At 41.8% G+C, this 24,304-nt stretch carries 20 protein-coding genes; all 20 read right to left on the bottom strand.

The annotated features are described in order from the left end of the window. Positions 1-3: 3 nt before the first annotated feature. The 20 genes from MHI35_RS07980 to MHI35_RS07885 all read right to left on the bottom strand — a co-directional run bounded on the left by MHI35_RS07980 (position 4) and on the right by MHI35_RS07885 (position 24,285). Positions 4-306: a YlxQ family RNA-binding protein gene (locus tag MHI35_RS07980; RefSeq protein ID WP_211063827.1), complete on the bottom strand. Its 303-nt coding sequence runs from the start codon at positions 304-306 to the stop codon at positions 4-6. Beyond that, the gene (gene rnpM / locus MHI35_RS07975; protein ID WP_335349790.1) at positions 293-583 is read right to left on the bottom strand and encodes an RNase P modulator RnpM; all 291 of its coding nucleotides are present in this window, start codon (positions 581-583) and stop codon (positions 293-295) included. Before rnpM ends, MHI35_RS07980 begins: the two co-directional genes overlap by 14 nt. Before the next feature lie 15 nt (positions 584-598). Beyond that, the gene (gene nusA, locus MHI35_RS07970) at positions 599-1,714 is read right to left on the bottom strand and encodes a transcription termination factor NusA (RefSeq protein WP_144521451.1); all 1,116 of its coding nucleotides are present in this window, start codon (positions 1,712-1,714) and stop codon (positions 599-601) included. A 32-nt stretch (positions 1,715-1,746) separates the two neighbouring features. After that, a complete protein-coding gene (gene rimP / locus MHI35_RS07965) occupies positions 1,747-2,220 on the bottom strand; it encodes a ribosome maturation factor RimP (protein ID WP_003211398.1) in 474 nt (157 codons plus the stop codon). Positions 2,221-2,458: 238 nt separating this feature from the next. Next, positions 2,459-3,592, bottom strand: coding sequence for a glycoside hydrolase 5 family protein (locus tag MHI35_RS07960; RefSeq protein ID WP_335349789.1), 1,134 nt, complete (start codon positions 3,590-3,592; stop codon positions 2,459-2,461). A gap of 18 nt (positions 3,593-3,610) precedes the next feature. Further along, a complete protein-coding gene (locus MHI35_RS07955; RefSeq protein WP_335349788.1) occupies positions 3,611-4,840 on the bottom strand; it encodes an endo-1,4-beta-xylanase in 1,230 nt (409 codons plus the stop codon). A gap of 84 nt (positions 4,841-4,924) precedes the next feature. Continuing rightward, positions 4,925-7,030: a glycoside hydrolase family 48 protein gene (locus tag MHI35_RS07950; RefSeq protein ID WP_335349787.1), complete on the bottom strand. Its 2,106-nt coding sequence runs from the start codon at positions 7,028-7,030 to the stop codon at positions 4,925-4,927. Between the two features lie 30 nt (positions 7,031-7,060). Then, a complete protein-coding gene (locus MHI35_RS07945; RefSeq protein WP_144521518.1) occupies positions 7,061-8,911 on the bottom strand; it encodes a glycoside hydrolase family 9 protein in 1,851 nt (616 codons plus the stop codon). A 419-nt stretch (positions 8,912-9,330) separates the two neighbouring features. Continuing rightward, positions 9,331-13,584 carry a PolC-type DNA polymerase III gene (locus MHI35_RS07940; RefSeq protein WP_335349793.1) on the bottom strand — a complete coding sequence of 1,418 codons (4,254 nt, stop codon included), beginning with the start codon at positions 13,582-13,584 and terminating at the stop codon, positions 9,331-9,333. Positions 13,585-13,718: 134 nt separating this feature from the next. Continuing rightward, the gene (locus MHI35_RS07935) at positions 13,719-15,416 is read right to left on the bottom strand and encodes a proline--tRNA ligase (protein ID WP_211063832.1); all 1,698 of its coding nucleotides are present in this window, start codon (positions 15,414-15,416) and stop codon (positions 13,719-13,721) included. A gap of 79 nt (positions 15,417-15,495) precedes the next feature. After that, a complete protein-coding gene (gene rseP, locus MHI35_RS07930) occupies positions 15,496-16,761 on the bottom strand; it encodes an RIP metalloprotease RseP (RefSeq protein ID WP_211063833.1) in 1,266 nt (421 codons plus the stop codon). Positions 16,762-16,767: 6 nt separating this feature from the next. Continuing rightward, on the bottom strand, positions 16,768-17,919 hold the full coding sequence (gene dxr / locus MHI35_RS07925) for a 1-deoxy-D-xylulose-5-phosphate reductoisomerase (protein ID WP_144521442.1): 1,152 nt from the start codon (positions 17,917-17,919) through the stop codon (positions 16,768-16,770). Between the two features lie 39 nt (positions 17,920-17,958). Next, entirely contained in the window at positions 17,959-18,753 is a 795-nt protein-coding gene (locus MHI35_RS07920; protein WP_213019739.1) for a phosphatidate cytidylyltransferase, read from the bottom strand. 12 nt (positions 18,754-18,765) lie between these two features. Continuing rightward, positions 18,766-19,548, bottom strand: coding sequence for an isoprenyl transferase (locus MHI35_RS07915; protein ID WP_034662319.1), 783 nt, complete (start codon positions 19,546-19,548; stop codon positions 18,766-18,768). A 129-nt stretch (positions 19,549-19,677) separates the two neighbouring features. After that, positions 19,678-20,235, bottom strand: coding sequence for a ribosome recycling factor (gene frr / locus MHI35_RS07910; protein WP_012009980.1), 558 nt, complete (start codon positions 20,233-20,235; stop codon positions 19,678-19,680). Between the two features lies 1 nt (position 20,236). After that, entirely contained in the window at positions 20,237-20,959 is a 723-nt protein-coding gene (gene pyrH / locus MHI35_RS07905) for a UMP kinase (protein WP_003210919.1), read from the bottom strand. 134 nt (positions 20,960-21,093) lie between these two features. Continuing rightward, positions 21,094-21,975, bottom strand: a complete 882-nt coding sequence (tsf, locus tag MHI35_RS07900; RefSeq protein WP_144521438.1) for a translation elongation factor Ts — start codon at positions 21,973-21,975, stop codon at positions 21,094-21,096. A gap of 91 nt (positions 21,976-22,066) precedes the next feature. Then, on the bottom strand, positions 22,067-22,801 hold the full coding sequence (gene rpsB / locus MHI35_RS07895; protein WP_003212093.1) for a 30S ribosomal protein S2: 735 nt from the start codon (positions 22,799-22,801) through the stop codon (positions 22,067-22,069). 155 nt (positions 22,802-22,956) lie between these two features. Next, positions 22,957-23,496 carry a Swarming motility protein SwrB gene (locus MHI35_RS07890; protein ID WP_335349786.1) on the bottom strand — a complete coding sequence of 180 codons (540 nt, stop codon included), beginning with the start codon at positions 23,494-23,496 and terminating at the stop codon, positions 22,957-22,959. 21 nt (positions 23,497-23,517) lie between these two features. Continuing rightward, positions 23,518-24,285 (bottom strand): FliA/WhiG family RNA polymerase sigma factor, encoded by a 768-nt coding sequence (locus MHI35_RS07885; RefSeq protein WP_012009976.1) that lies wholly within the window; start codon positions 24,283-24,285, stop codon positions 23,518-23,520. Positions 24,286-24,304: the final 19 nt, after the last annotated feature.

Raw genomic sequence — 24,304 nt, 5'->3', positions numbered from 1 at the left:
AAATTAATCGAGCAAGCTTATAAGCTTCTTAGCGAAGCCTTGGTCAGTGACAGCGACAACTACGCGAGCTTCTTTCCCAATAGAACGTCCGAGAACGGAACGGTCTTCAACTCTTCTAACCGGAACATTATAAAATTTGCATTTATCAGATACCTTTTTCTCTGTGTTCGATGAGGCATCTGCTGCAAGAAGAACCAGCTTAGCACGCGCATGTCTAATTTCTTTGATCACAAGATCTTCTCCTGACACGACTTTTCGAGCTCGATTTGCTAGACCAAGCAAAGGATACCATTCAGTTTGAGTCATTTGGTTTTTTCACCTTTTCAGCTAGTTCTAGTAATTCTTCAAATATGTGTTCGTCAATCTGTGTCTGAAATTGCTGCTGTAAACTGCGTTTGTTCTTTGCCGCAAGAATGGTTTCTTTATCGAGAGAAAGGTAAGCTCCGCGTCCGTTCTTTTTTCCGGTTGCGTCAACAGACACTTCACCTTCTTTAGAACGAACAACACGAATCAGTTCTTTCTTTGGTTTCATTTCTCCCGTCACGACACATTTTCTAAGCGGGATTTTTTTTCGGCTATTCACCTTTTACATCACCTCTTATTCGTCAGATTCCTCAGCTACTGGTTCAGCCTCTAAGAAAAGAGATTCAGAGTCTTCAGTTCTTGGGAAAATACCGAGTTCCCTTGCATCTGTTTCACTTTTAATGTCGATTTTCCAACTAGTCAACTTTGCTGCAAGACGAGCATTTTGACCTCTTTTACCAATAGCTAACGACAGCTGATAATCAGGGACAATCACTGTTGTCGCCTTATCTTCTTCATTGACAATCACATCAAGTACTTTTGATGGACTTAATGCATTGGCAACAAACTCAACCGGGTCATTAGACCAATGGACAATGTCAATTTTTTCGCCTTTTAGCTCGTTGACAATTGCTTGTACACGCTGACCTTTTGGTCCAACACAAGAACCTACTGGGTCAACATCAGGGTCCTCAGTACGAACAGAGATTTTAGAACGGTCCCCAGCTTCTCTAGCAACCGATTTAAGCTCTACAGTACCATCATAAATTTCTGGCACTTCAATTTCAAATAAACGCTTTAAAAGACCTGGATGTGTTCTAGACACATAAATTTGTGGTCCTTTTGTTGTTTTTTCGACTTTTGTAATAAATACCTTAATGCGGTCATGTGGTTTGTAGTCCTCATTTGGCATTTGTTCGTTGACCGGAAGAAGGGCTTCGATTTTGCCAAGTGACACGTAAATGAATTTACTGTCAATTCGCTGAACGATTCCCGTCATAATGTCTTCTTCGCGATCAATAAACTCAGTATAGATCACACCTCGCTCTGCTTCTCTCACTCGCTGCGTCACCACTTGTTTCGCAGTCTGAGCTGCAATACGTCCGAAATCTTTTGGCGTGACTTCAATTTCAACGACGTCACCTACCATGTAATTCGGGTTCATATTGGCTGCATCATCTACAGAGATTTCAAGGCGAGAATCATACACTTCGTCTACAACATCTTTTCTTGCAAATACGCGAATTGTTCCCGTTTCGCGGTTTAAATCAACACGAACATTTTGCGCTTGATTAAAGTTACGCTTATATGCAGAAATGAGTGCAGCTTCTATCGCTTCAATAATAATTTCTTTACTAATACCCTTCTCTTTCTCGAGAACAGTCAGGGCATCTAACAACTCACTACTCATTTTTATGGTTCCCCCTTATATCAATGAAAAGGTTAATTGAACGAAACTGCTAATCTTGCGTTAGCTATTTTTTCGTATGGAATATTGATCTCTTTCTTTCTTGTCTTGATCTTCACTGTCACTGTTGCAATCTCACCATCAAAGCTTGTAAGCTCACCTTCAAATGCTTTTTCACCATCAATTGGTTCATATGTTTTCATGAAAACATTTTTTCCAAGTGCTTTTTCAAAATCAGCTTTTTTCTTTAATGGGCGCTCCGCTCCAGGAGAGGACACTTCAAGAAAGTAGTTTTGGCTAATCGGATCTGCCTCATCAAGCTTTTCGCTCAAGGCTTCGCTCACTTTGGCACATTCTTCGATATCGACGCCTTTATCAGAGTCAATAAACACGCGAAGGAACCAGTTTTGACCCTCTTTGACAAATTCAACATCAACGAGTTCAAGCTGTAAGCCATCTAAAATTGGCTGCACCATTTCGCTTACGACATCCACTACTTTTTTGCTCATTCTCTTCCTCCTTGTGCTTTCGATAAACGCTCTTATCAATCATTCTGCATAAAAACCCTGCTTTATGTGAGCAGGGGGAGCAGAAAACGGATGAATAATGTCGAGACAAAAATTGCCTGTTCAATACAAAAGAGCGGGTTTCCCCACTCTTGTCTCGGTAATCGTTAGCATTTCCATAAAAACTATACCATATCCAATTTTTTTATGCAAATGAACTTCCTTATTGAGCAGGCATTCGTCATCGGTTCTTTTCGTTCATTCTTTTCGCATGTTCACTGATAAGTGCTGCCTCTTTGCTCCCATTTATGATGCGAAAACCGTCATAATCGGGATAGAGCGAATCATCGTCTTGAATGCTTGTTAAAATCCAAAATTGACTGCCAGCCCCTCCGAGCCGCTCAACCGCTGACAGCCAGCTTTGGTATACGTCAGGACGTGCTGATTGATGTTGATAGCCAAACTCTTCTAACACAACTGGTTTTCCGATGGTCTTCCCGCGGGTGATATGGTCTTCGATCCATTTCACTCCCCAAGCAGCAGACTTGTTCCAATGATCTGGGTACAGGTGATAGGTTCCATAATCAATATAAGAGAGAGCCGTCAAACGGTCCCAATCAACGCCCTCTCCGCCTCTGTAAAACCAATCTTCATGGCCTGGGATGCGAAAAAACCCTTCATCTCCTACTGCAACAAGATGGTGAGGATCCAGTGATTTGATCCATGTACTCATTTCATCTGCCCATTTGACTAGTATATGACCCGCTGGATCTGACTGCACTCGCGGCTCATTGGCTAATTCCCAAGTCATAATAGCTGGATCGTCCTTATATTGCACACCTGTGTACGTATTCGTTCTTTCTAAAACATAACGTACATAATTTTTGTAAGCATGTTGAATACGAGGATCTGTATAAAAGGCATCATGTGATCCTGCATTGAACCACTTTACGTATTGATTCATTCCGCCAAAGTCATCCCAATTGTTCACTAGTGGGATGACAAGCTTTATTCCTTCCTGTCCCGCTTTATAAATTGCATAATCTAATTTTTGAAAACCCGATTCTTCATAGACCCCTGGACTAGATTGTAAGACGGAGTTTTCTTGAGGGGCCCCGTCGTGAAATCCCCAAATACGTATGACCTTTAAATTCATGGCTTTCATATCATCGAACACTGCATCTACCATCTTTTTAGATTTGTAATGGAAATAGTAATTATTTGTACCAGCAAAGTAAAATGGTTGATTGTTCAGCGTAAATTGTGTACCAGATGTCTGCACAAAAGCGGCGGCTTTAATCGTAAGTGAAAACCAACCGGCCCATACAGCGACCACAAGTATGAAGCAGGACACTCTTTGAGTCCACTTTTTCATTTACATTCTCCTCACAATCTATCCTTCTTCAGATACAATCACATCTAGACGAAGCGGTGTTTGTTCTTTTGAATCAAGTTCAATTGTCTGTTGTTTCAACAGTTTATTTTCTTTACCGATTCGAATCTCATATGTTCCGTGAAATGCTCGACATGTCACATTGCCATTAGCATCTGTTTTTTCAGCTCTTTGTGTGGTCCACTCATTTAGAAGCTTTTCGTAACGTCTTCCTGCTTCATTTAGAGACCAATCATAATTCACGATGGCCGCATGCTCACCTCTCCAATGGGCACCTGCCCAAAATCCCCACATTAGCACTCCTTTTACGGCTGGATGACTAAATGCGACGCGATATAAGGCCTCTAGGTTATCCGCTCTTCTATTAGCGTCAGGATGAACAGAGTCGTACTCTGTGACCCATATAGGAAGTCCAAGCTCAGCAAGCACATCAAGCCTTTCTTTTACAACGGCTGGATCGACTCGCTCTTCAAAATGACCTTGAACCCCAATCGCCTCAACAGGTGCACCTAATTGACGAAGTTCATTAATATGTGCTTTATAAGCATGGTGCTCACCATATGAGATCACATTATAATCATTCACAAACAATCGTGCTTGAGGGTCAATTTTTTTCGTTTCTTCATACATCCATTTCCAAATACTTTTCCCGAATCGGTCTTTAAAAAATGAACCATGCATCATTTCATTGTTTACATCCCAATGACGGAATCTTCCTTTAAAATGATTGCCCGCATGCTCAAGCCTTTTTTTCATGGCTTCATACACTTCGTGATTCGGTAGTGACCTCAGCCAGCTTGGATTCGCATCCTCTACCTCCCAAAATAAAGCGTGCCCCCTTACTGGAAGTTGATGTTTATCTGCAAAATTCAGCATCGCATCTGCTTTTTCGTAGGTGTTTCTCCCTCTTTCCGGCTCATTCGCATACCATTTTGCCTCATTTTCAAAAACAGCCCAGTTAAAATGCTTCACAAAAAAATCGGCATATTGTTGATTAAATAACACTTGGTCATTCATCGCTGAACCAAATGCGAATTCATGCCTGATTTGCTTCATCTCAACCTCTATACCTGCTATTGGCTTTTTTTCATGATTTGTGACATTTATTTCAAGATCCCTTTGTCTATGCTCTGAGATTCGATCATTCGCCTCTTTTTTCCACATCAGATTGATCTGCCCATTTTCGTCCTTGTTTAATGATTGATGAAGAAAACTTCTTTCTTTGACCATGTAAAAACTCCCTTATCTTCACTGGATTTATATTTCTTAATCAAACTGCCGGCTCAAAGAAACCGGCAGCTTAAATTTAACCTGTTAGTTGATCAAGCGATGATATTCTGCGTAGGCAGTGGCCATATCCACTTGTGACCAGAAACGGTGATAGGTGAAAACCGGTGCCCCATTCTCCCATTTGCCTGTTGCTTCATTAAATGAAGATTGATATTTACTCTCGAGTGAAGACCATGCTGGATCTTGTTTAATGTTCGGACGAAGATCAGCAAAACTCGTATAGACTCCATTTCCTCCTCGCTGCGGATCAGAAGGAATTGTGCTTGATCCAGGAATCTGATTTCCTTGACCAAATGTCCCGTTCCAACCATTTGGGAAATACACTTCTTTTTTAAAGAAGCGGTCATAGTCCTCTCTTTCTTCTTCTGTTACAATGCCGACGCCATCATTGTAATTCCACGCAACTTCAAGGAGCTGTGCGGCAGCATCTTTCGCTCTGACACCAAGCGCTGTATAATTCCCTGTTTCAAGCTTAGTCGCAGCAGCAAAGAAAGTGAAAGCCTTGACTAGACTCCCTAGTACGCCCGTATCCTGAGTTGGATCTTTTGTAACAGCTGTTAGGTTTGGATTTCCTGTTGCAGACTGGAATCCATTCCAAGTGTCAGGCTGCCCGCTCCAAGCAATATTTCCAGGAAGCCAAAACTCGCCTGGTGCACTCGTTGTTGCCACAGCAGCATTTGTTCCCCCTAGAATTCTTTGTCCTTGGTCATCTAAGAAATAACCCTCATCATCTGACACAGGACGTTTGCCGATAAAAATATAATCGAGTGCATAGTTCACCCATTTTGTGATACAAGATTTAGCCATTTGGACATTTTCAGAAGTTTTGTCTCCATCTTTTACAAAAATATAATAAAGCTCTGCAACGCGCTCCATCGGCCATGCCTGCATCCCAAACCAGTTATTAGAAGGCGGATCATGGTAAACAGGTGCATCTTCGTACGCCATATCGTAAAAAGTACTTCTTCCCGCCGGATAGGCACTATAGTCTCCATTCCAGCTATTGGTTGCGCCTCCTGCTATCGCTCCCTCTTTTGATTGAAGCCATACATAAAATTCAAGCTGCCTTTTTAATGTTTTTTCCCAATCGCTTGCACCGGTAGCGGAAGATGGCTTTAAACCACCTTTGTCTGAGGACAAAGCATAAGCGGCGACAGGGTTTTGATACCCCTGGTGGCAGTGGCTCGCTCCGATACGCCATGACCAGTTTGCATAATCGCCAAGTCCTCCGCCCCAAGAGGTATACCATGCCATTAAGTAATGACAGGCACCCTTTCCGTTTCCAGGGTACGGATTCCCTTGCTTGCCGCTTCCAATCGTTTGAAAATACTTATCGTACATACCGTAACGGAGAAAATCACCCATTTTTTTCGCTTTATCAAGATAGGTTGAATTATTGTAGCCAAGTTCCTTTGCCCAATAGATCGCTTGTATTGCACGCGCATCAGCATCCGTCGCATTGGTATAGCGCCACTGAGCAGCCGGCACTTGGTTTTCTTTTGTGAACAAGCTCATAAAGCCTTCATTTGACTTACCAAACGATTTATCATCTTGGGATGGATGCGGGATCGCCTCCCATACAGATTCCTGCGGCCCGCGCTGGAACGTGTTCACATATGCGGCTTTATGTGATGGATTGAGCAAGTTCCCATATTTATACCAGTTATCGACATCTAGCAGCCAGTGCATTAAATACGTTTCATTTGTTCCATAGGTTGATTTCAATTCACCATCAATCGGATCTTGACCAGCAGGACGAGCTCCGCTCAGCTGACTAGGATATTGATCCGGATATGGTTTTTCTGCTGCGTAGGTGGCTGGACTAGAAGGGTTGTAGGCGCTCATATGTGGCTGTTCATCATTCCCATCTTCATTTACCGGGATGATGTATTTCTCCATATTATCCCAGGCTGCCTCTAATTTGCTCCAATCTCCTGTGTAATGTCCGTACAACACCTCTAGCCACAGCCAATAACTATATGCTTCTGACGTTGTCATATGCCCATAATCAGGCGCTTCGCAAATAAGTGTCTCAATTGAATGATACGGAATTCCTTCTGGTGAAAAATATCCATTCGCATCACTTTTAATTTGATGATAAAGCGTTAAAAATCGTTCTTTGTTTGACAAAACCTTCACCCTTTCAATAAATCTTCATTTTTATTTGTCTGGAAGTGTACCAAATACTAAAGAACCATCATCAAAAACAGGTAATCTCGGTGTTTTTTGCATATTGGATGTTAAGCCTTGAAAGGAATAATCATTTGAGGCATCCCATATATTCGATCCATTTGGTGCAGATAATCGAAATTGGATTTCCTTCTTATGCTCTGATTCTCCTCCAGGAAAAATCGCTACGCCCGTAAAATCAATTTCTGCATAATACACGTGGGCTGATGCGTCATATACATTGAGCGGAGATAAGGAAGCGCCTTCATTGTAGGCAGCTGTCACTTGAATATCTTTTTCAGTGAATCCCTTTGCAAAGACCTCACTCAAATTGACGTAATATCTAAAGGAGAGCGTTTGACTACGTCTAGCCGGCCATCCGGAGCGGTTGTATAGAACCGCCTTTACTTGAGTAGATGTAGCATCGTTATTCATGACTGCTGCCTCTACAAAAAACTCATCTTCTGGTTGTTCTTTAGGCGGAAAATCGGGTAGCTTTGATTGCCCTTTTCCAAACAACTGCACCATTTTGGCTATATTTCCTGTAAAAGCGGCATTATAATCCGTCGCCACCTCATTTGAAACATAATCAGAGATGTCATCGTCATATTGATCCTGTGCATTAGGTCCGCCAACGAGGGCACCATAAAGAGTGTGACGATGATACGGAGGATTTGTCAGCTGGTTAGACCATGAGCCGTGTGCAGTTCGGTGGTGTGGATGCTTCGGCGGGTTTTGGCCAAACCCAACGACATAGCTTCTATTGAGCGGATTATCACCGAGCATATAATGAGTTTGGTTGATCGCAAACGTTTGGTATCGATTCTTTTTTTCTTCATCTGACACCCAGTCAGCGTAGACAAAGGCTAAAAATGCGGCATTTGCTGTATAACGAAGGGAGCCCCATTGATCTAGCCATGCCAAACCGCCAGGCGTATAAGTGATTCTTTCAACTTTTCCATTTTGAACAAAACCCGTCGTCCAGTAATCGAGATTACGCTCTGTTGATTCTATAAATCGATTCTCTTTTGTAATTCTGGCGAGTAAGATTTGTGAAGCAAAAAAAGTATTGTCCCACGACATGGTAAACGTATAATCCCAATCCTTTGGCCATTCCTCTACTGCTTTTAATGCTTGATTTAAATAGGTTTCTTCATTTGTTGCCAAATGCAGCCAGATTCCGCCCCAAATGAGTTCATCAATATAGCCACTCCAGGAGTTGTAAAACGGCTGAGCGTTTGTGACACAATCTGTATACTCGCCGCGATACCTGTCAGCAAATGCATAAAGCTGTTTCGCGTGCGTCAGAAGCTTTGCTGCATAAGGGGCATCTGTCTCTTTAAAAATGATAGAACCCGCTGCTAAAGCTGCCGCAGTTTGCGCGGCCACTTCTGTTCCAGGGCAATTTTCATCAATTTTAAAAGCTGGCCGGCTCATCGGCATCACTTCTGCCGGTCCCCACCAAGCATGATCAGCGTTCCCATCACCTACCTGCGCCCAAAATTCGTTTGGACCTGTATGAGCTTTCAAAAAATAATCTGTTGCCCACTTGATCTGATCTAAGATGTCATCAAGCAGTCCTGCCTCTTCATAGGCTTCTCGGTATTCATATACTGTCCAAGCAAGCACAGCCGCTGAGTACGCCATTGGAAGGCCAAACTTCACATGATCACCTGCGTCATACCAGCCGCCAGTTAAGTCATGCCCTACATCTTTCCCATCCTCTAGTCCAGAATCTCCCCGCCAGTTGAGACGGTTGCTTTGAGGTAGCTTTCCAGACCGCTGTGCTTCATAAAACAACAAGGATTTTTGAAGAACCTCTACATAGTTATAAGATGCCATTTCCGTATAACTCACCCCTTCTTTTTAGTCAAACATGAATAGACAAGCCACCTCCTTTTATTCAGAACGTGATTTGAACAGCTTTGAAAAGAATCAAATATGTTTCAAAAATAAGCATAGTAAACAGCAATCAGCTTTGCGCTCATCGAAGTTTTTTTCTCTTGATTCTTTCTGTGACTGTACCCAGAATGATCATATGTCGCATGAGAACATTTCAGACGGCGAAATTTTCTTTTTTGCTCTATTTGGGTAGAAAGAATGACATACAATCTCTTCTCTTAAAACATCACGCTAAATCAAGGTATATGAGTGAATTAGAAAATGATTCCAATTGGTGGGAATTCTTTATTAGTTAACATAATAATATTATTGTATATATAAAAAGAACGCCCCATTAAGGGCGCTCTTCATTGATCGTATTAAAACAAAGAAAGCTGGTTTTGATCAGGAAGTGCTTCTAAGCAGCCTTGACGATCTAAATATTCTAGGATCGTTTTCGACACTTTTCCGCGTTTTTGTAAATCTTCTTTTGAAAGGAATTCCCCATCTTGACGTGCGCGTACAATATTTAACGCAACGTTCGTGCCAAGTCCAGGGATTGAGTTAAATGGCGGAATCAATCCGTCACCATCAATGATAAACTCTGTTGCACTTGATCGATAGAGATCCACTTTTTTGAAATGGTAGCCTCTTTCACACATTTCAAGAGCAAGCTCTAGTACAGTTAATAAGTTTTTTTCTTTCGGTGATGCATCTAAACCTTTTGAGTTAATATCGTCCATGACTGCTCGGATCGCATTCGATCCTTTTGTCATTGTTTCAATATCAAAGTCATCTGCACGAACGGTAAAGTAAGCCGCATAGTATAAAAGTGCATGATGTACCTTAAAGTAGGCAATTCGTACAGCCATTAATACGTAAGCAGCTGCGTGGGCCTTAGGGAACATGTATTTGATCTTTTTACAAGAATCAATATACCAATTCGGTACATTATTATTCTTCATTTCTTCTTCCCATTCAGGAGGAAGGCCTTTCCCTTTACGAACAGACTCCATGATTTTAAAAGCAAGTGATGGCTCTAAGCCCTGATAGATGAGATAGACCATAATATCGTCACGACACCCAATCACTTCACTAAGTTCACACGTTTTATTGTGGATGAGCTCTTGCGCGTTCCCGAGCCATACATCCGTCCCGTGTGATAGTCCAGAGATCTGAACGAGCTCTGAGAAGGTTGTTGGTTTTGTATCCTCAAGCATTTGCCGAACAAACCTTGTCCCAAACTCTGGAATACCAAGTGTACCTGTTTTACAGCCAATTTGCTCCTCTGTTACACCAAGAGGCTCTGTTCCTTGGAAAATCTTCATCACTTCAGGATCATCTGTTGGAATCGTTTTTGGATCAATTCCGCTTAAATCCTGAAGCATACGAATAACTGTAGGATCATCGTGCCCTAGTATATCAAGTTTGAGCAAGTTGTCATGGATGGAGTGGAAATCAAAATGCGTCGTTTTCCAATCAGAACCTGTTGCATCTGCTGGAAATTGAATAGGTGAAAAATCGTAAATGTCCATATAATCTGGCACTACAATAATACCGCCTGGATGCTGACCCGTTGTCCGTTTTACCCCTGTACAGCCTTGTACAAGCCGGTCGATTTCTGCGCCCCTCATATGAAGATTATGATCTCCAGCGTAGCCTTTCACGTAACCATATGCTGTTTTTTCTGCAACAGTACCAATCGTACCTGCACGGTATACGTACTCTTCACCGAACAGCTCTTTTGTATAATTATGGGCTATCGGTTGATATTCACCTGAGAAGTTCAAGTCGATATCAGGTACTTTGTCTCCTTTAAAACCTAAGAACGTTTCAAACGGAATATCATGTCCGTCTTTTTTGTACGGCGTGCCACATTCTGGGCAGTCTTTGTCAGGAAGGTCAAAGCCTGAACCAACAGATCCGTCGTTAAAGAATTCGGAATGCTTACAGCTTGGACATACATAATGCGGCGCAAGCGGGTTCACTTCGGTAATCTCTGTTAAAGTGGCAACAAGTGATGAGCCGACAGATCCCCTTGAACCAACAAGATATCCGTCATCAAGTGATTTCTTTACAAGCTTATGAGAGATTAAGTAAATAACAGCGAATCCATGACCGATAATACTTTTTAATTCTTTCTCAATACGGTCTTCTACGATTTTCGGCAAATCATCTCCATAGATGCTGCGCGCCATTTGATAACTCATTTCTCGTATTTCTTCATCTGCACCTTCAATTTTTGGTGTGTAGAGATCATCTTTGATTGGTTTAATGCTTTCGACCATCTCAGAGACTTTTTTCGTATTCGTCACGACGATCTCTTTCGCTTTTTCCTCTCCTAGAAAGGAGAATGCTTCAAGCATTTCATCTGTCGTTCTAAAATGAACTTTCGGCAGTTCATGACGATTCAGCGGATTCGCTCCACCTTGCGATGAAATTAAGATTTTACGATAAAGTTTGTCTTCTGGATGCAGATAATGCACATTACCTGTTGCCACGACTGGTTTATTCAGCTTTTCACCAAGCTTCACAATGTTTGTGATGATTTCTTTTAACGCACGCTCATCTCGAACAAGCTCCAGCTGCAACAGATGCTGGTACACTTCTGGCGGATGAACTTCTAAATAGTCGTAAAATGCGGCAATGTCTTCCACCTCATCAGGTGATTTTTGCATCATCCCTTCAAACACTTCACCCTTATCACAGGCAGACCCGATAATTAGTCCTTCTCGATATTTCTCAAGCTGTGAGCGCGGAATGCGCGGCACTCGGTAGAAATAATGAATATGAGAAAGAGAAACAAGCTTGAATAAATTTTTCAGCCCCGTCTCATTTTGTGCGATCAGAATGGCATGGTAAGGACGTGAGCGCTGGTACGCGTTAGACTGACCCATGTTTTCATTCAATTGATCGTGATAAGCAATATCTTTTTCAGCCGCATCTTTTAGCATTTTTAGCATGAGGTAGCCTGTTGCCTCTGCATCGTAAATGGCACGGTGATGCTGCGTCAGTTCTATATCGAACTTTTTACAAAGTGTGTTCAGCCGGTGATTCTTAAATTCTGGGTATAGGAATCGGCCAAGTTCAAGTGTATCAATCACCGGGTTTGACGCTTTATCTGTTTTTAACAGGCGTTTGTACGCTGTATTTAAAAAGCCCATATCAAAGCTTGCATTGTGCGCAACAAGGATATCTTGTCCAATCCATTCTTTGAAATCCCGTACGACATCGACGACATCTGGCGCATCTCTGACCATATCATCCGTGATACCTGTTAATTCGATCGTTGTCGCTGATAATGGGTGATGAGGATTTGCAAATGCCTCAAAACGGTCAATGATTTCTCCGCCTTTTATTTTCACTGCTGCCAGCTCAATGATCGTGTCATAAACAGCTGAAAGTCCAGTTGTCTCTACGTCAAATACGACATACGTTGCATCCTCTAACAAACGGTGCTCTGGATTATAGGCAATAGGCACTCCGTCGTCAACCAAGTTGATTTCCACACCATACATCATTTTGATGTCATGCTTTCTACTTGCTGCATACGCATCTGGGAAGGATTGTACAACTGCATGATCCGTCAGGGCAATTGCTTCATGTCCCCATTTTTTTGCTTGTTCTACCAGCCTGCCGATGCCAGTAACAGCATCCATTTGGCTCATTGGTGAATGCAAATGAAGCTCGACACGCTTTTCACCCTCAGGTGCCGTATCCTCTTTCAGTTGAGGTTTCATTTCATTGACGTCATTGGCAATCATGACAAGGTCTCTAACAAACGTATCGTTTTGAATGCTTCCTCTTGCTTTGACCCACATGCCTTTTTTCAATGATTTCATCAGCTGGGCATCTTCTTTTTCTCTTGCAAACATTTTGATTAAAATACTGTTTGTATAATCAGTAATTTTAAAGATACAAAGCGTTCTGCCGCTTTTCAGCTCACGCGTTTCTGCATCGAATACGTAGCCCTGGACGGTGATTCTTCTTTCCTCGTCCATAATACTATCAAGCGTACGAATTTCTTCATTGTCTTTAATTTGATAGCCAATCATGAGAGGGCCAGACGGACCTTCCTCCTGATCCTCACTTTCCTTTTTCTCCATCTCAGTGAGGGCTTGCATCGCTCTTTCTTGATCTTCAGCAAGCTTTTGTTCTCTGAACTTCTGAATCTCTTGATCTGATACAAAAATTTCTGTATCAAATTGCAGTTCTGGAAAGCCTACTTGTTTAAAAGCAGCCTGGAGCATTGGACTGTATTTCTTCTTGATGGCCAAAGCCTCTGTTTCGCTTTTCGTTTTGATGATGATTTTATGTCCAGACAGCGATGGTTTTTGCTGCTGAAGCAAGCTGATAATTGGAGGAGAAATTCCTTGAAGCTCTTCCACACAATGTGACCAATACGATTGAACGAGCTCTTCCGAGATGCTCGGATCATTGACTTCAATCGTACAAGTAACTTGTGCAATATGAGAAAATGCATTTGTCAGCCTGCTGAGGAACATTGCATATACCTTGTAAGGCAGAAGCGCCTTAAATTTAAAAAGGAAATGCCACGTTTTCGCCAGCTTATGCACCGTCAATTTGACGATTTCTCCTTCTTCAAAGTAACGACTGAGGTCATCATCTGTCATTTGAATCTGATTGAGTAATATATGAAATTGCCGCCGTGTGATCGGTAATTGTTCATCCAAGACAGGACCCTCCTTTTGTCAATCAGAAAGGTACCTCTTTTCTACAGGAGGTACCTTCATTTTTTTGTTCGTTTTTATGCTTGGCGTATAAATGAAATCAGTTCGTCAACAGATACTTCATGTGATTCTCCTGATTTTCTAAACTTCACTTCAACAATGCCTTCTTCTGAACGTTTTCCGCAGCTAATGCGAATTGGCAGCCCAATTAAATCACTGTCTGCAAATTTCACGCCGGCACGCTCCTGGCGGTCATCGAAAAGTACGTCAAAGCCTTCATCTTCTAAGCGCTCGTATAACGTTTCAGCGAGCTCTTTTTGAGCATCGTTTTTCATATTTAATGCAAGGAGGTGAAGGTCATATGGCGCAACAGCTTCCGGCCAAATGATTCCTTTCTCATCGTGATGCTGTTCAACAATCGCTGAAAGAGTTCTAGAGATACCGATACCATAACAGCCCATAATCATTGGCTGCGCCCGGCCATTCTCATCGAGGTACGTCGCATCCATCGACTCAGAATAACGAGTACCTAGTTTAAAGACTTGTCCTACTTCAATCCCCTTGGCAAACTGGATTGTGCCTTCTCCATCAGGAGAAACGTCGCCTTCTTGGATCAAACGGAGATCTGTGAATTCTTTCACTGTCACATCACGCGCAGGATTAACATTAACATAGTGATAATCCGCTTCGTTTGCACCTGCGACAGCATTTGTCATGCCTTTAACTGCAAGATCTGCATAAATATCAACTTCTGCTTCCAGCTTCACAGGACCAACAAATCCAGGCTCTGTTCCAATGACTTCTAGTACTTCTTCGCGAGTAGCCAGCTCTACAAGCTGTGCTCCTACCAAGTTTTTCACTTTCACATCATTTACTTCATGGTCGCCTCTCGTCAGTATGAGGACATACGCATCATCTGCTTTAAACAAAACAGACTTCATACAAAGAGAAGGATCAACATCTAAAAATCCAGCGATGTCTTGAATCGTTTTTACTTGCGGTGTGTGAACTTTTTCAAGTTCTTTGAAGTCCGCAGGATTTGCTTCTTCTCCTTGATAGACAGCTTCAGCCATTTCAATATTCGCAGCATAGGAAGATGTATCAGAGTATGCGATTGTATCTTCTCCTACTTCTGACAGTGCCATAAACTCATGTGTATCTTTTCCTCCCATTGCACCAGAATCTGCAATGACTGGTCTAAAATTAAGACCTACTTTTGAGAACACATTGGAGTAAGCTGTAAACATCTTGTTGTATGTGTCATCAAGGCTTTCTGGTGAAGAATGGAATGAGTACGCATCCTTCATAATAAATTCACGTCCACGCAGCAGCCCAAAACGCGGTCTCTGTTCGTCACGGAATTTTGATTGAATTTGATAAAGAGTTAAAGGAAGTTTCTTATACGATTTCACTTCACTACGAACGAGTGATGTAATCACTTCTTCGTGCGTTGGGCCAAGTGCGAACTCGCGGCCATGACGATCTTTCATACGCATCAATTCTGGACCGTATGTATACCATCTTCCTGACTCTTGCCACATTTCTGCCTGTTGCAGCACTGGCATTAACAGCTCAGCTGCTCCTGCCTTTTCCATCTCCTTGCGAACGATGGATTGAATATGCTGAATGACTTTATGAGCAAGCGGCAGATAATGATAGATTCCGCTTGTATTTTGTCTTATGAACCCAGCTCTTACTAAGAGCTGGTGACTTTTTGCTTCAGCATCTGCTGGCACCTCTCGAAGAGTTGGTATGAAAGTCAGGGATTGTCTCATGTCGTTACACCTCATTTATGAAATAGGACTTCTCACAAAAACTCTTGTTTCCCGTAATGAGAAACAAGAGACATTGGTTTTATAAAAATAATCGCTGGATGTCATTCCACGTAACCACTAGCATTAAAAGCATGAGGAATGCAACACCGATAAAGACAACAAGTGCTTCTTTCTCACGATTAATTGGTTTACCGCGAATGGCTTCAACAAACAAGAAGAGTAAACGTCCTCCGTCTAGTGCAGGAATCGGCAATAAATTCACGATACCTAAGTTGATACTAAGGAACGCCGCAAACTGCATCAATGTTAACACACCTTGCTTAGCTACTTCTCCTGTCATGTCATAGATCCCAACAGGACCTGCTAACATATCTAGTGAAAATTGTCCTGTGACAATTTTTTGCAAGTTCGTTAAAATCAGACCTGCTGTTGAAACCACAGTCGTTCCTGAAGATGAAATAACCTTCAAAAATCCATTTTCCGTTGGCGGATAGGAACCGAAACGGCCAATGTTTTTTCCGTCTGCTTTCACAGCTTCTGGTACAACCTGTACAGTGCTTTCTTTGCCGTCTCGGTCAATGACGACATTCATTTTTTTCTCAGGGTTCTTTTGAACAGTTTGAACGACGTCTGTCCAAGAATTCATTTTATCCCCGTTAATGGACACAATGTGGTCTCCCTGCATAAGCCCAGCTTCTGCCGCTCGGCCGTCTTTCGTCAGCTTACCGAGTACAGGATCATCAACGGTGACCCCTTGAATAAATCCTAAAGCAACTAAAATCACATATGCCAATATGAAGTTCATAATCGGTCCAGCTGCGATCGCTTTAATACGCTGCCATACCGTTTTTGATCCAAATTGACGATTGTACGGAGCAATTTGAATTTCTTCACCATCTGCAATGTAAAAGCTTGTTTGACTCACATTGTAACCAGTCAAAATATCTTCATTTCCAGCTTCATATCCTGAGATTCTCATGGCGTGATCTAAATCAATCTGCTCCACTTCGATGACAAGTGCATCAGGATATTTTTCTTTATCATTTAAAATGATTTTTTCTACTTCATTTTGCTCATTGAATAAGAGCCCCACTGTATGACCTGGTTTAATTTCAATGACTTCAGGGTCCTCTCCTGCCATTTTGACAAACCCGCCAATAGGGAGAAGTCTAATGGTATAAACGGTTTCCTTTCGTTTAAAGGAGAAAATCTTCGGTCCAAAACCAATTGCGAACTCACGGCATAAAATCCCCGCTCGCTGCGCCATAATTAAATGGCCAAGCTCGTGGAAAAAAACGAGCGTTCCAAAAATAATAATAAACGCAATCACTGTATTCACGAACATACCACCTTATGTGAGGATTGATTGAACAAAGTCTCGTGTCTCTTTGTCCACTTCATGGATATCTTGCAAACTAGGCGTTGAAATCACATGATGTCTGTTCAGTGCCTTTTCAATCAATTCTTCAATTTGCAGGAACGTTACTTTGCCTTTCAGAAATGCATCGACTGCCATTTCATTTGCTGCATTGAGCACAGCGGGCATTGTCCCTCCTATTTTACCTGATTCATAAGCAAAATGTAAGCAACGATACCTGTCAAAATCCGCTTTTTGGAAATTTAATTGTCCAATCTCCCAAAGGTTCAATGATTTTGCTTCTGGTAATGGCGCCCTGTCAGGGTATGTGAGTGCATATTGAATGGGCACTCTCATGTCAGGTGTCCCTAACTGAGCCATGACGCTTTTGTCGTGAAATTCTACCATTGAATGGATAATGCTCTCTTTATGTAACAGCACATCAATTTGTTCATAAGGTATATCAAACAACCAATGCGCCTCAATGACCTCGAGCCCTTTATTCATCATTGTCGCTGAATCAATGGTAATTTTCGCTCCCATTGACCAGTTTGGGTGGTTCAGCGCTTCTTCAACCGTAACACCTTCAAGTTCAGTTCGTTTTTTATCTCGGAAACTACCACCTGAAGCTGTCACGATTAAGCGTTCAATGTTTTTAGCTTGTTCACCTTGCAGGCATTGAAAAATAGCGGAATGCTCACTATCGACAGGGAGTAAAGGTACATCGTATCTTTTCGCGTACTCTTTTACTATATGACCAGCTGTCACAAGTGTTTCCTTATTTGCGAGTGCAATCGTCTTTTTTTGTTCAATGGCCTTTAATGTTGGAACAAGCCCAACACTTCCGACAAGGGCATTGACCACAACGTCCACTGCATCATAGATCGCTGCTTCGATGTTGGCTTCATCACCAGCAGCCATCTTGACATCGTATTCAAATGAATGACCTTTTAGCGTGTGATAGGCCTCTTCACTTAAGCATCCGACAAATTCAGGCTGAAACTGTTCAATAATTGGTATGGCCTTGTCTACATTTCGGCCAAACGTCATGGCTTTTAGCTTAAATTTGTCTGGGTGCTGCCTGATCACATCTAACGTTTGTTCTCCAATTGATCCTGTTGCGCCTAATAGCGAAATATATCTCAAATTGCCACTCCTTCTCTCGTTCAATAAGTTTCTATGAGGTTAGCTGACAAACGTGTCCAGCAGTAAATATAAAAACGGTAGAACGAATAAAAAGCTGTCAAACCTGTCCAATATCCCGCCATGTCCTGGGAGAATTGTCCCTGAATCCTTCACGTCGTAATGACGCTTTAAAGCAGATTCCACAAGGTCGCCAAGCTGGCCAAAGATACTGAGCAAAAGCGTAATAAACATAACAAGCAGATATGATGGCAAAAAATCTGTAACCGCTTGAAACACAAGTGACAACACGACAGCTGTGACGATGCCCCCGATAAATCCTTCTACTGTTTTATTTGGGCTAATCTCTGGCCAGAGCTTTCGTTTCCCCATTGATTTCCCAATAAAATAGGCACCTGAGTCAGTGGACCAAATAATCACTGCTGCGAAAAAGATCCCAGTCATACCATATAAGCCTCTAATTTGGATAAAATAATAGAAACTAACGCCAATATATAATGTCGCCAATACAACAAAAGCAACCTCATCAAATGTGAAAGAGTTTTTGCTCAACACTGTATAAGTTAAAAGGATTAAGACTGCAAATAAAGCAATTTGCAATTTTGATTCGTCTGCGTTCGGGAAGAAGCTGTTCTCTCCGCCCATTAAAAGCCAAAGCAATATTAAGCTGACAATACCAGGAAAGCTGAAAATCGATATCTTTTTCATTCTTAAAAGCTCAAAGAGAGCGACACTTCCCATTAAGTAAATCAGGAGGGTAAATGGCATCTGTCCATATATAACTGCAAGTAAAAAGACAGCAGCTGCCAACACACCCGTCAAAATTCTTTGTTTCATCTGCACCACCCTCTAAATTCCACCGAACCTCCGGCCGCGGCGCTGGTATTCTCCGATAGCGCCTATAAGATGCTCATCAGAAAAGTCAGGCCAAAGCACATCCGTAAAGACAAATTCGCTGTACGCAATTTGCCAAAGCATAAAGTTGCTTAATCTAATTTCTCCACTTGTGCGAATAAGCAAATCCGGATCTTGAAGAGATTCTGTCATTAAATAAGCTGAAAACATCTCTTCTGTGATGTCTTCTGCTTGAAGCTTACCTTCTTTGACTTTTTCAGAAATTTGTCTGCATGCGGAGACGATTTCTGTGCGCCCTCCATAGTTGAGCGCAAAATTCAAAACGAGTCCGTCATTATTCGCCGTACTCTTTACTGCGTTCTCTACCGCTCTTTTCGTATGCTGCGGGAGGCCGTCTGGATCACCTGTTAAGCGCACACGGACATTTTCCTCGATGAGCTCGGGCAGATAGATGTTCAAAAATTCTTCAGGAAGTTTCATTAAAAAGTCTACTTCTAATTTTGGACGTTTCCAATTTTCCGTAGAGAAAGCATACAAAGTCAGCACTTTGACATTTAGCTCATTTGCAAGCTTTGTCATGCGCTTGACGACTTTCATTCCTTCATGATGTCCTGCTACCCGTGGAAGAGCACGTTTTTTCGCCCATCTTCCGTTCCCATCCATGATAATGGCGATATGTTCAGGAATTTCTCCGTTTAATATGTCTTCTTTTGTCAGACTTTCTAAGTTGGAAGCAGCAGTTTGCTGATTCTTCCAATTTTTGAGTATATTGAGCATGAGATTCCTCCATCACCCAAAAAGGTTGCGTTTCCGCTAATAATATAGTCACCAACAGTATTAACAAAAAAACCCCCTGTAAACATGAAGAGGGTCTTTTCACTATTATCTATTGTACATAGTTTTATCTTAAACTTCCATGATTTCTTTTTCTTTATCTTTCATCACGTCATCAATTTTAGCGACATATTCATCTGTCAATTTTTGAACATCCTCTGTTGATGATCTTAATTCATCTTCAGTGATCTCACCATTTTTCTCGAGCTTTTTCAATTCATCGTTTGCATCACGACGAACATTACGAACAGCTACTTTTGCTTCTTCTGAATATTTTCTTACCACTTTCACAAGCTCTTTACGTCTTTCTTCTGTTAGTGCTGGAATCGCAATACGGATGACATTTCCGTCACTTGTTGGCGTGATGCCAAGATCAGACTTTTGGATCGATTTTTCGATATCACCGATAGCTGTTTTATCATAAGGTGTGATAATCAGCATACGTGCTTCTGGCACTGTGATTGACGCGATTTGGTTAAGTGGTGTTTGTGCACCGTAATAATCAACCGTTACTTTATCAAGCAATGAAGCATTCGCTCTGCCCGCACGGACAGTTGCAAGTTCACGTCCGTATGCTTGAACGGCTTTTTCCATTTTTTCTTTCGTTTGGTTCAATACTTCTTTTGACACGTTATTTCCCCCTCACAATCGTTCCAATTGATTCGCCATTTACGGCACGTTTAATATTTCCTTCTTCCATAATAGAGAATACGATTAATGGAATGTCATTGTCCATACATAATGAGGACGCAGTAGAATCCATTACAGCAAGCCCTTCTTTTAGCACATCAAGATATGAAAGCTTGTCATATTTTACTGCATCCGCATCTGTACGAGGATCAGCACTGTAGACACCGTCTACATTATTTTTCGCCATTAAAATGACATCTGCTTCAATTTCTGCTGCACGAAGTGCTGCCGTTGTATCTGTAGAGAAATAAGGGTTACCAGTACCTGCAGCAAAAATCACGACACGTTTCTTCTCAAGATGACGGATCGCTTTTCTTCTTATGTATGGTTCTGCAACCTGTCTCATTTCGATAGAAGTTTGTACCCTAGACTGAATGCCAAGCGTTTCTAGGCTGTCCTGTAGCGCGAGTGAATTCATCACTGTTGCCAGCATGCCCATGTAGTCTGCTGTTGCACGGTCCATACCTAAGTCACTACCTGTCTTACCGCGCCAAAGGTTTCCTCCGCCTACAACAACTGCAACTTCTACATCTAGCTCTGCAATTTCTTTTACTTGCTTTGCAATTGAATGAATGACAGTTGGGTTAATTCCATTTCCAGCATCACCTGCTAGTGCTTCGCCACTTAGCTTCAGTACAATGCGATTATATTTCGGTTTGCTCATGATAACCTCCAAGTGTAAACTATACCGTCTCTTATTATGCGTAAGAAACTGCCTTTTGTAAATCAATATCCTCTAAAAAATAGGGAACACAGTGCTTGTGCTCCCTAAAAAAGCCCCAGAGAGCTTTTCAAACATTATTTTTTCACTTGGCTCATAACTTCTTCAGCAAAGTTGTCTTGACGCTTCTCGATGCCTTCGCCCACTTCATAGCGAACATAAGTTTGAATGCTTGCGTTTTTCGCAGCTACTACTTGTTTCACTTTTTCATCTGGGTTTTTAACGAAAGCTTGGTCAAGTAAGCAAATTTCTTCGAAGAATTTGTTTAGACGGCCTTCTACCATTTTAGCTACAATGTTTTCAGGCTTTCCTTCTTGAAGCGCTTGCTGCGTTAATACTTCGCGCTCACGGTTTGCTTCTTCTTCTGACACTTGGTCACGAGAAATGTATTTAGGGTTTACAGCAGCAACATGCATTGCAATGTCTCTTGCAAGCTCTTCGTCAGTTGTTCCGTTAAGAACAGCTAACACACCGATGCGTCCGCCCATGTGTAAGTAAGAACCGAATACAGCGTTATCTTCTTTCGTGATAACAGAGAAACGACGTAGAGTGATTTTCTCTCCGATTTTCGCAATTGCAGAAGTGATATGCTCTTCAACTGTTGAACCGTTTTCCATTTTAGAAGCATGAGCTTCTTCAATTGTTGCAGGTTTAGCAGCAAGCAAATGATCAGCAAGTTCGTTAAGAAGTGATTGGAATCCTTCGTTTTTCGCAACGAAGTCAGTCTCAGAGTTCACTTCTAGGATCACGCCTGTGTTGCCGTCAGTTTTGATAAGAGTTAATCCTTCTGCAGCAATACGGTCTGCTTTTTTCGCAGCTTTTGCAATTCCTTTTTCTCTTAGAAGATCGATTGCTTTATCGATGTCACCATCAGTTTCTGTTAACGCTTTTTTACAGTCCATCATACCTGCACCAGTTTTTTGACGCAGTTCTTTAACTAATTGAGCAGTAATAGCCATTTTACATTTCCTCCTTCTATGTTAAAACACGGATTACTAGGTGAAAAAAAGGTGATAAAAGGCATTTCCCTCTTATCACCTTTTGAATAGGTTACGCAGTTGTTGTTTCAGTTTCTGTCGTTTCTTCTACAACAGCTTCTTCTTCGCCTTGTTTAGACTCAAGAATCGCATCTGCCATTTTAGCAGTTAGAAGTTTTACAGCACGGATTGCATCATCGTTTGCAGGGATCACAACATCAATTTCGTCTGGATCACAGTTTGTGTCAACGATACCGATGATTGGGATATTCAATTTACGAGCTTCTGCAACTGCAATACGCTCTTTACGAGGGTCGATAATGAAAAGTGCATCCGGAAGACCTTTCATGTCTTTGATTCCGCCTAGGAATTTTTCAAGACGTTCTAATTCTTTTTTCAGTTGAACGACTTCTTTCTTAGGAAGAACATCGAATGTACCGTTTTCTTGCATTTTTTCAATATCTTTTAAACGTTTGATACGTTTTTGGATTGTTTCAAAGTTTGTTAAAGTTCCACCAAGCCAGCGTTGGTTCACATAGAACATACCAGAACGGATTGCTTCTTCTTTCACTGAATCTTGTGCTTGCTTTTTCGTACCAACGAAAAGGATTTTTCCTCCGTCAGCAGCAAGGTTTTTCGTGAAGTTGTAAGCTTCCTCTACTTTTTTCACCGTTTTTTGAAGATCGATGATGTAGATACCGTTACGCTCTGTAAAGATGTAACGTTTCATTTTTGGGTTCCAACGGCGTGTTTGGTGACCGAAGTGAACACCAGCTTCTAGCAATTGTTTCATAGAAATAACTGACATGTTGTTGCCTCCTAATATAATGGTTTTTTTTCCTCCGCTTAAGTCATGTTCACATAAAACTGCGCCACGGCAGCACCTTCATACGAATCATTAAGCGTGTGTATTTAACACCAAGAAATAATATAACACATGATGGACTGACAATCAAGAATCCTTTACAGCTTTCCGCTAAATTTTAATAAAAGCTCGATTTCTGTCTTGCCCGTTTTCAGTTCTTTCGCTATTTCTTCTAGCGAATGCCCTTTGTCATATAAGGTCTTCACCTGATTCTCGAATGTTTCTTCTATTTCACTTTCAGAAGGCACAGAAACTTCTGATTCAAGATGTGGAACGGGTTCGTTTACCTTCTCTTCCTGCACTTCAACTTCGCTAAGGAGGGCTGACAAGTGCTCTGGTACTGGATCTTCACTTTCTACCGATTGCTGGGATTCAATTGGTGTTTGTGGCTGCTTTGGTGTCTGAAAATCCGATTTCAGCTCTTCAGCAGAAAAATCAGGGGAAGCAGCTGCCACTTTTGATAGTTTGTCATTCTCTTCTTTGACTTCCATCAAAAATGCAGCCAGGGTATTTTCCGTTTCTTCTAGAAGTTCTCGCTGCTTTTGTTCAGTTGCCTTCAGCGTATTCATTCTCGTATATAAAATGATCACAAAATAAATAAGTGCAGCATGAAGCATGAAGCTAATCAGCCATAACATATTTTTTCACTCACTAACTCTTTAAGATTGAATGGCTTTATCAAGCAGATGCTTAAGCTTGAACAATGCCTTTGAATGAATTTGCGAAATGCGAGAGGTCGATAAATTGAGCACGTGACCGATTTCCGTTAACGTCAGTTCCTCTTTATAGAATAGACTGATCACGAGCTTTTCTTTTTCCGATAGCTCGGTCATTTTTTCAGCAAGTTGCTCTATTAATTCATCTTTTAGCATCTTCTCTTCAGGTGTCACAGTTTTCTCGTCGCGAATCATGACTTGGACGTTTTCGCCGTCTTCTTGATCATGCAGCTTCTCGTCGATTGAAAGCAGATTTGCAAAGAAACCTTCATTCATTGTTGTGACAACATCCTGTTCACTCATACCAAGTTCCTCTGCCACTTCTGTCGGCGTCACATTTCGTAAATAGCGTTGTTCAAGCTTTTCAATAGCCGCTTCTACTTTTTTTGTTTTTTCTCTTGATGTACGAGGCAGCCAGTCCTCTTTACGAAGACCGTCGATGATGGCCCCTCGGATTCTGAAGGATGCATATGTATCGAACTTCAGATCTCTTCCGGGGTCAAATTTTTCAAGGGCATCATATAAACCGAGCATCCCTAGACTGATCAAGTCTTCTTTATGCACTGACTTCGGGAGACCGATGGAAATTCTTCCAACATGATATGTGACGAGCGGCATATAGCGGCGCATAAGATCATCTCCAGCAGCTGGGTCCTTCCACTCTTTCCATCTAGCCCATAGCGCCTGATCTTCGTAATTTAAGGATTGCATCTTTCTCCCCCTATACTTC

It is taken from the genome of Bacillus sp. FSL K6-3459, assembly GCF_038003305.1.
In the GTDB taxonomy this organism is placed as follows: Bacteria; Bacillota; Bacilli; order Bacillales; family Bacillaceae; genus Bacillus; species Bacillus pumilus_O.
Note: the sequence above shows the minus strand (reverse complement) of the source record. Positions and strands in the feature narration are given on the sequence as shown.

Coding starts and splice junctions, on each gene's coding strand:
- MHI35_RS07980 (WP_211063827.1), bottom strand. CDS start 306: ATGACTCAAACTGAATGGTATCCTTTGCTTGGTCTAGCAAATCGAGCT.
- nusA (WP_144521451.1), bottom strand. CDS start 1,714: ATGAGTAGTGAGTTGTTAGATGCCCTGACTGTTCTCGAGAAAGAGAAG.
- rimP (WP_003211398.1), bottom strand. CDS start 2,220: ATGAGCAAAAAAGTAGTGGATGTCGTAAGCGAAATGGTGCAGCCAATT.
- MHI35_RS07960 (WP_335349789.1), bottom strand. CDS start 3,592: ATGAAAAAGTGGACTCAAAGAGTGTCCTGCTTCATACTTGTGGTCGCT.
- MHI35_RS07955 (WP_335349788.1), bottom strand. CDS start 4,840: ATGGTCAAAGAAAGAAGTTTTCTTCATCAATCATTAAACAAGGACGAA.
- MHI35_RS07945 (WP_144521518.1), bottom strand. CDS start 8,911: ATGGCATCTTATAACTATGTAGAGGTTCTTCAAAAATCCTTGTTGTTT.
- MHI35_RS07940 (WP_335349793.1), bottom strand. CDS start 13,584: ATGACAGATGATGACCTCAGTCGTTACTTTGAAGAAGGAGAAATCGTC.
- MHI35_RS07935 (WP_211063832.1), bottom strand. CDS start 15,416: ATGAGACAATCCCTGACTTTCATACCAACTCTTCGAGAGGTGCCAGCA.
- rseP (WP_211063833.1), bottom strand. CDS start 16,761: ATGTTCGTGAATACAGTGATTGCGTTTATTATTATTTTTGGAACGCTC.
- MHI35_RS07920 (WP_213019739.1), bottom strand. CDS start 18,753: ATGAAACAAAGAATTTTGACGGGTGTGTTGGCAGCTGCTGTCTTTTTA.
- MHI35_RS07915 (WP_034662319.1), bottom strand. CDS start 19,548: ATGCTCAATATACTCAAAAATTGGAAGAATCAGCAAACTGCTGCTTCC.
- pyrH (WP_003210919.1), bottom strand. CDS start 20,959: ATGAGCAAACCGAAATATAATCGCATTGTACTGAAGCTAAGTGGCGAA.
- tsf (WP_144521438.1), bottom strand. CDS start 21,975: ATGGCTATTACTGCTCAATTAGTTAAAGAACTGCGTCAAAAAACTGGT.
- rpsB (WP_003212093.1), bottom strand. CDS start 22,801: ATGTCAGTTATTTCTATGAAACAATTGCTAGAAGCTGGTGTTCACTTC.
- MHI35_RS07890 (WP_335349786.1), bottom strand. CDS start 23,496: ATGTTATGGCTGATTAGCTTCATGCTTCATGCTGCACTTATTTATTTT.
- MHI35_RS07885 (WP_012009976.1), bottom strand. CDS start 24,285: ATGCAATCCTTAAATTACGAAGATCAGGCGCTATGGGCTAGATGGAAA.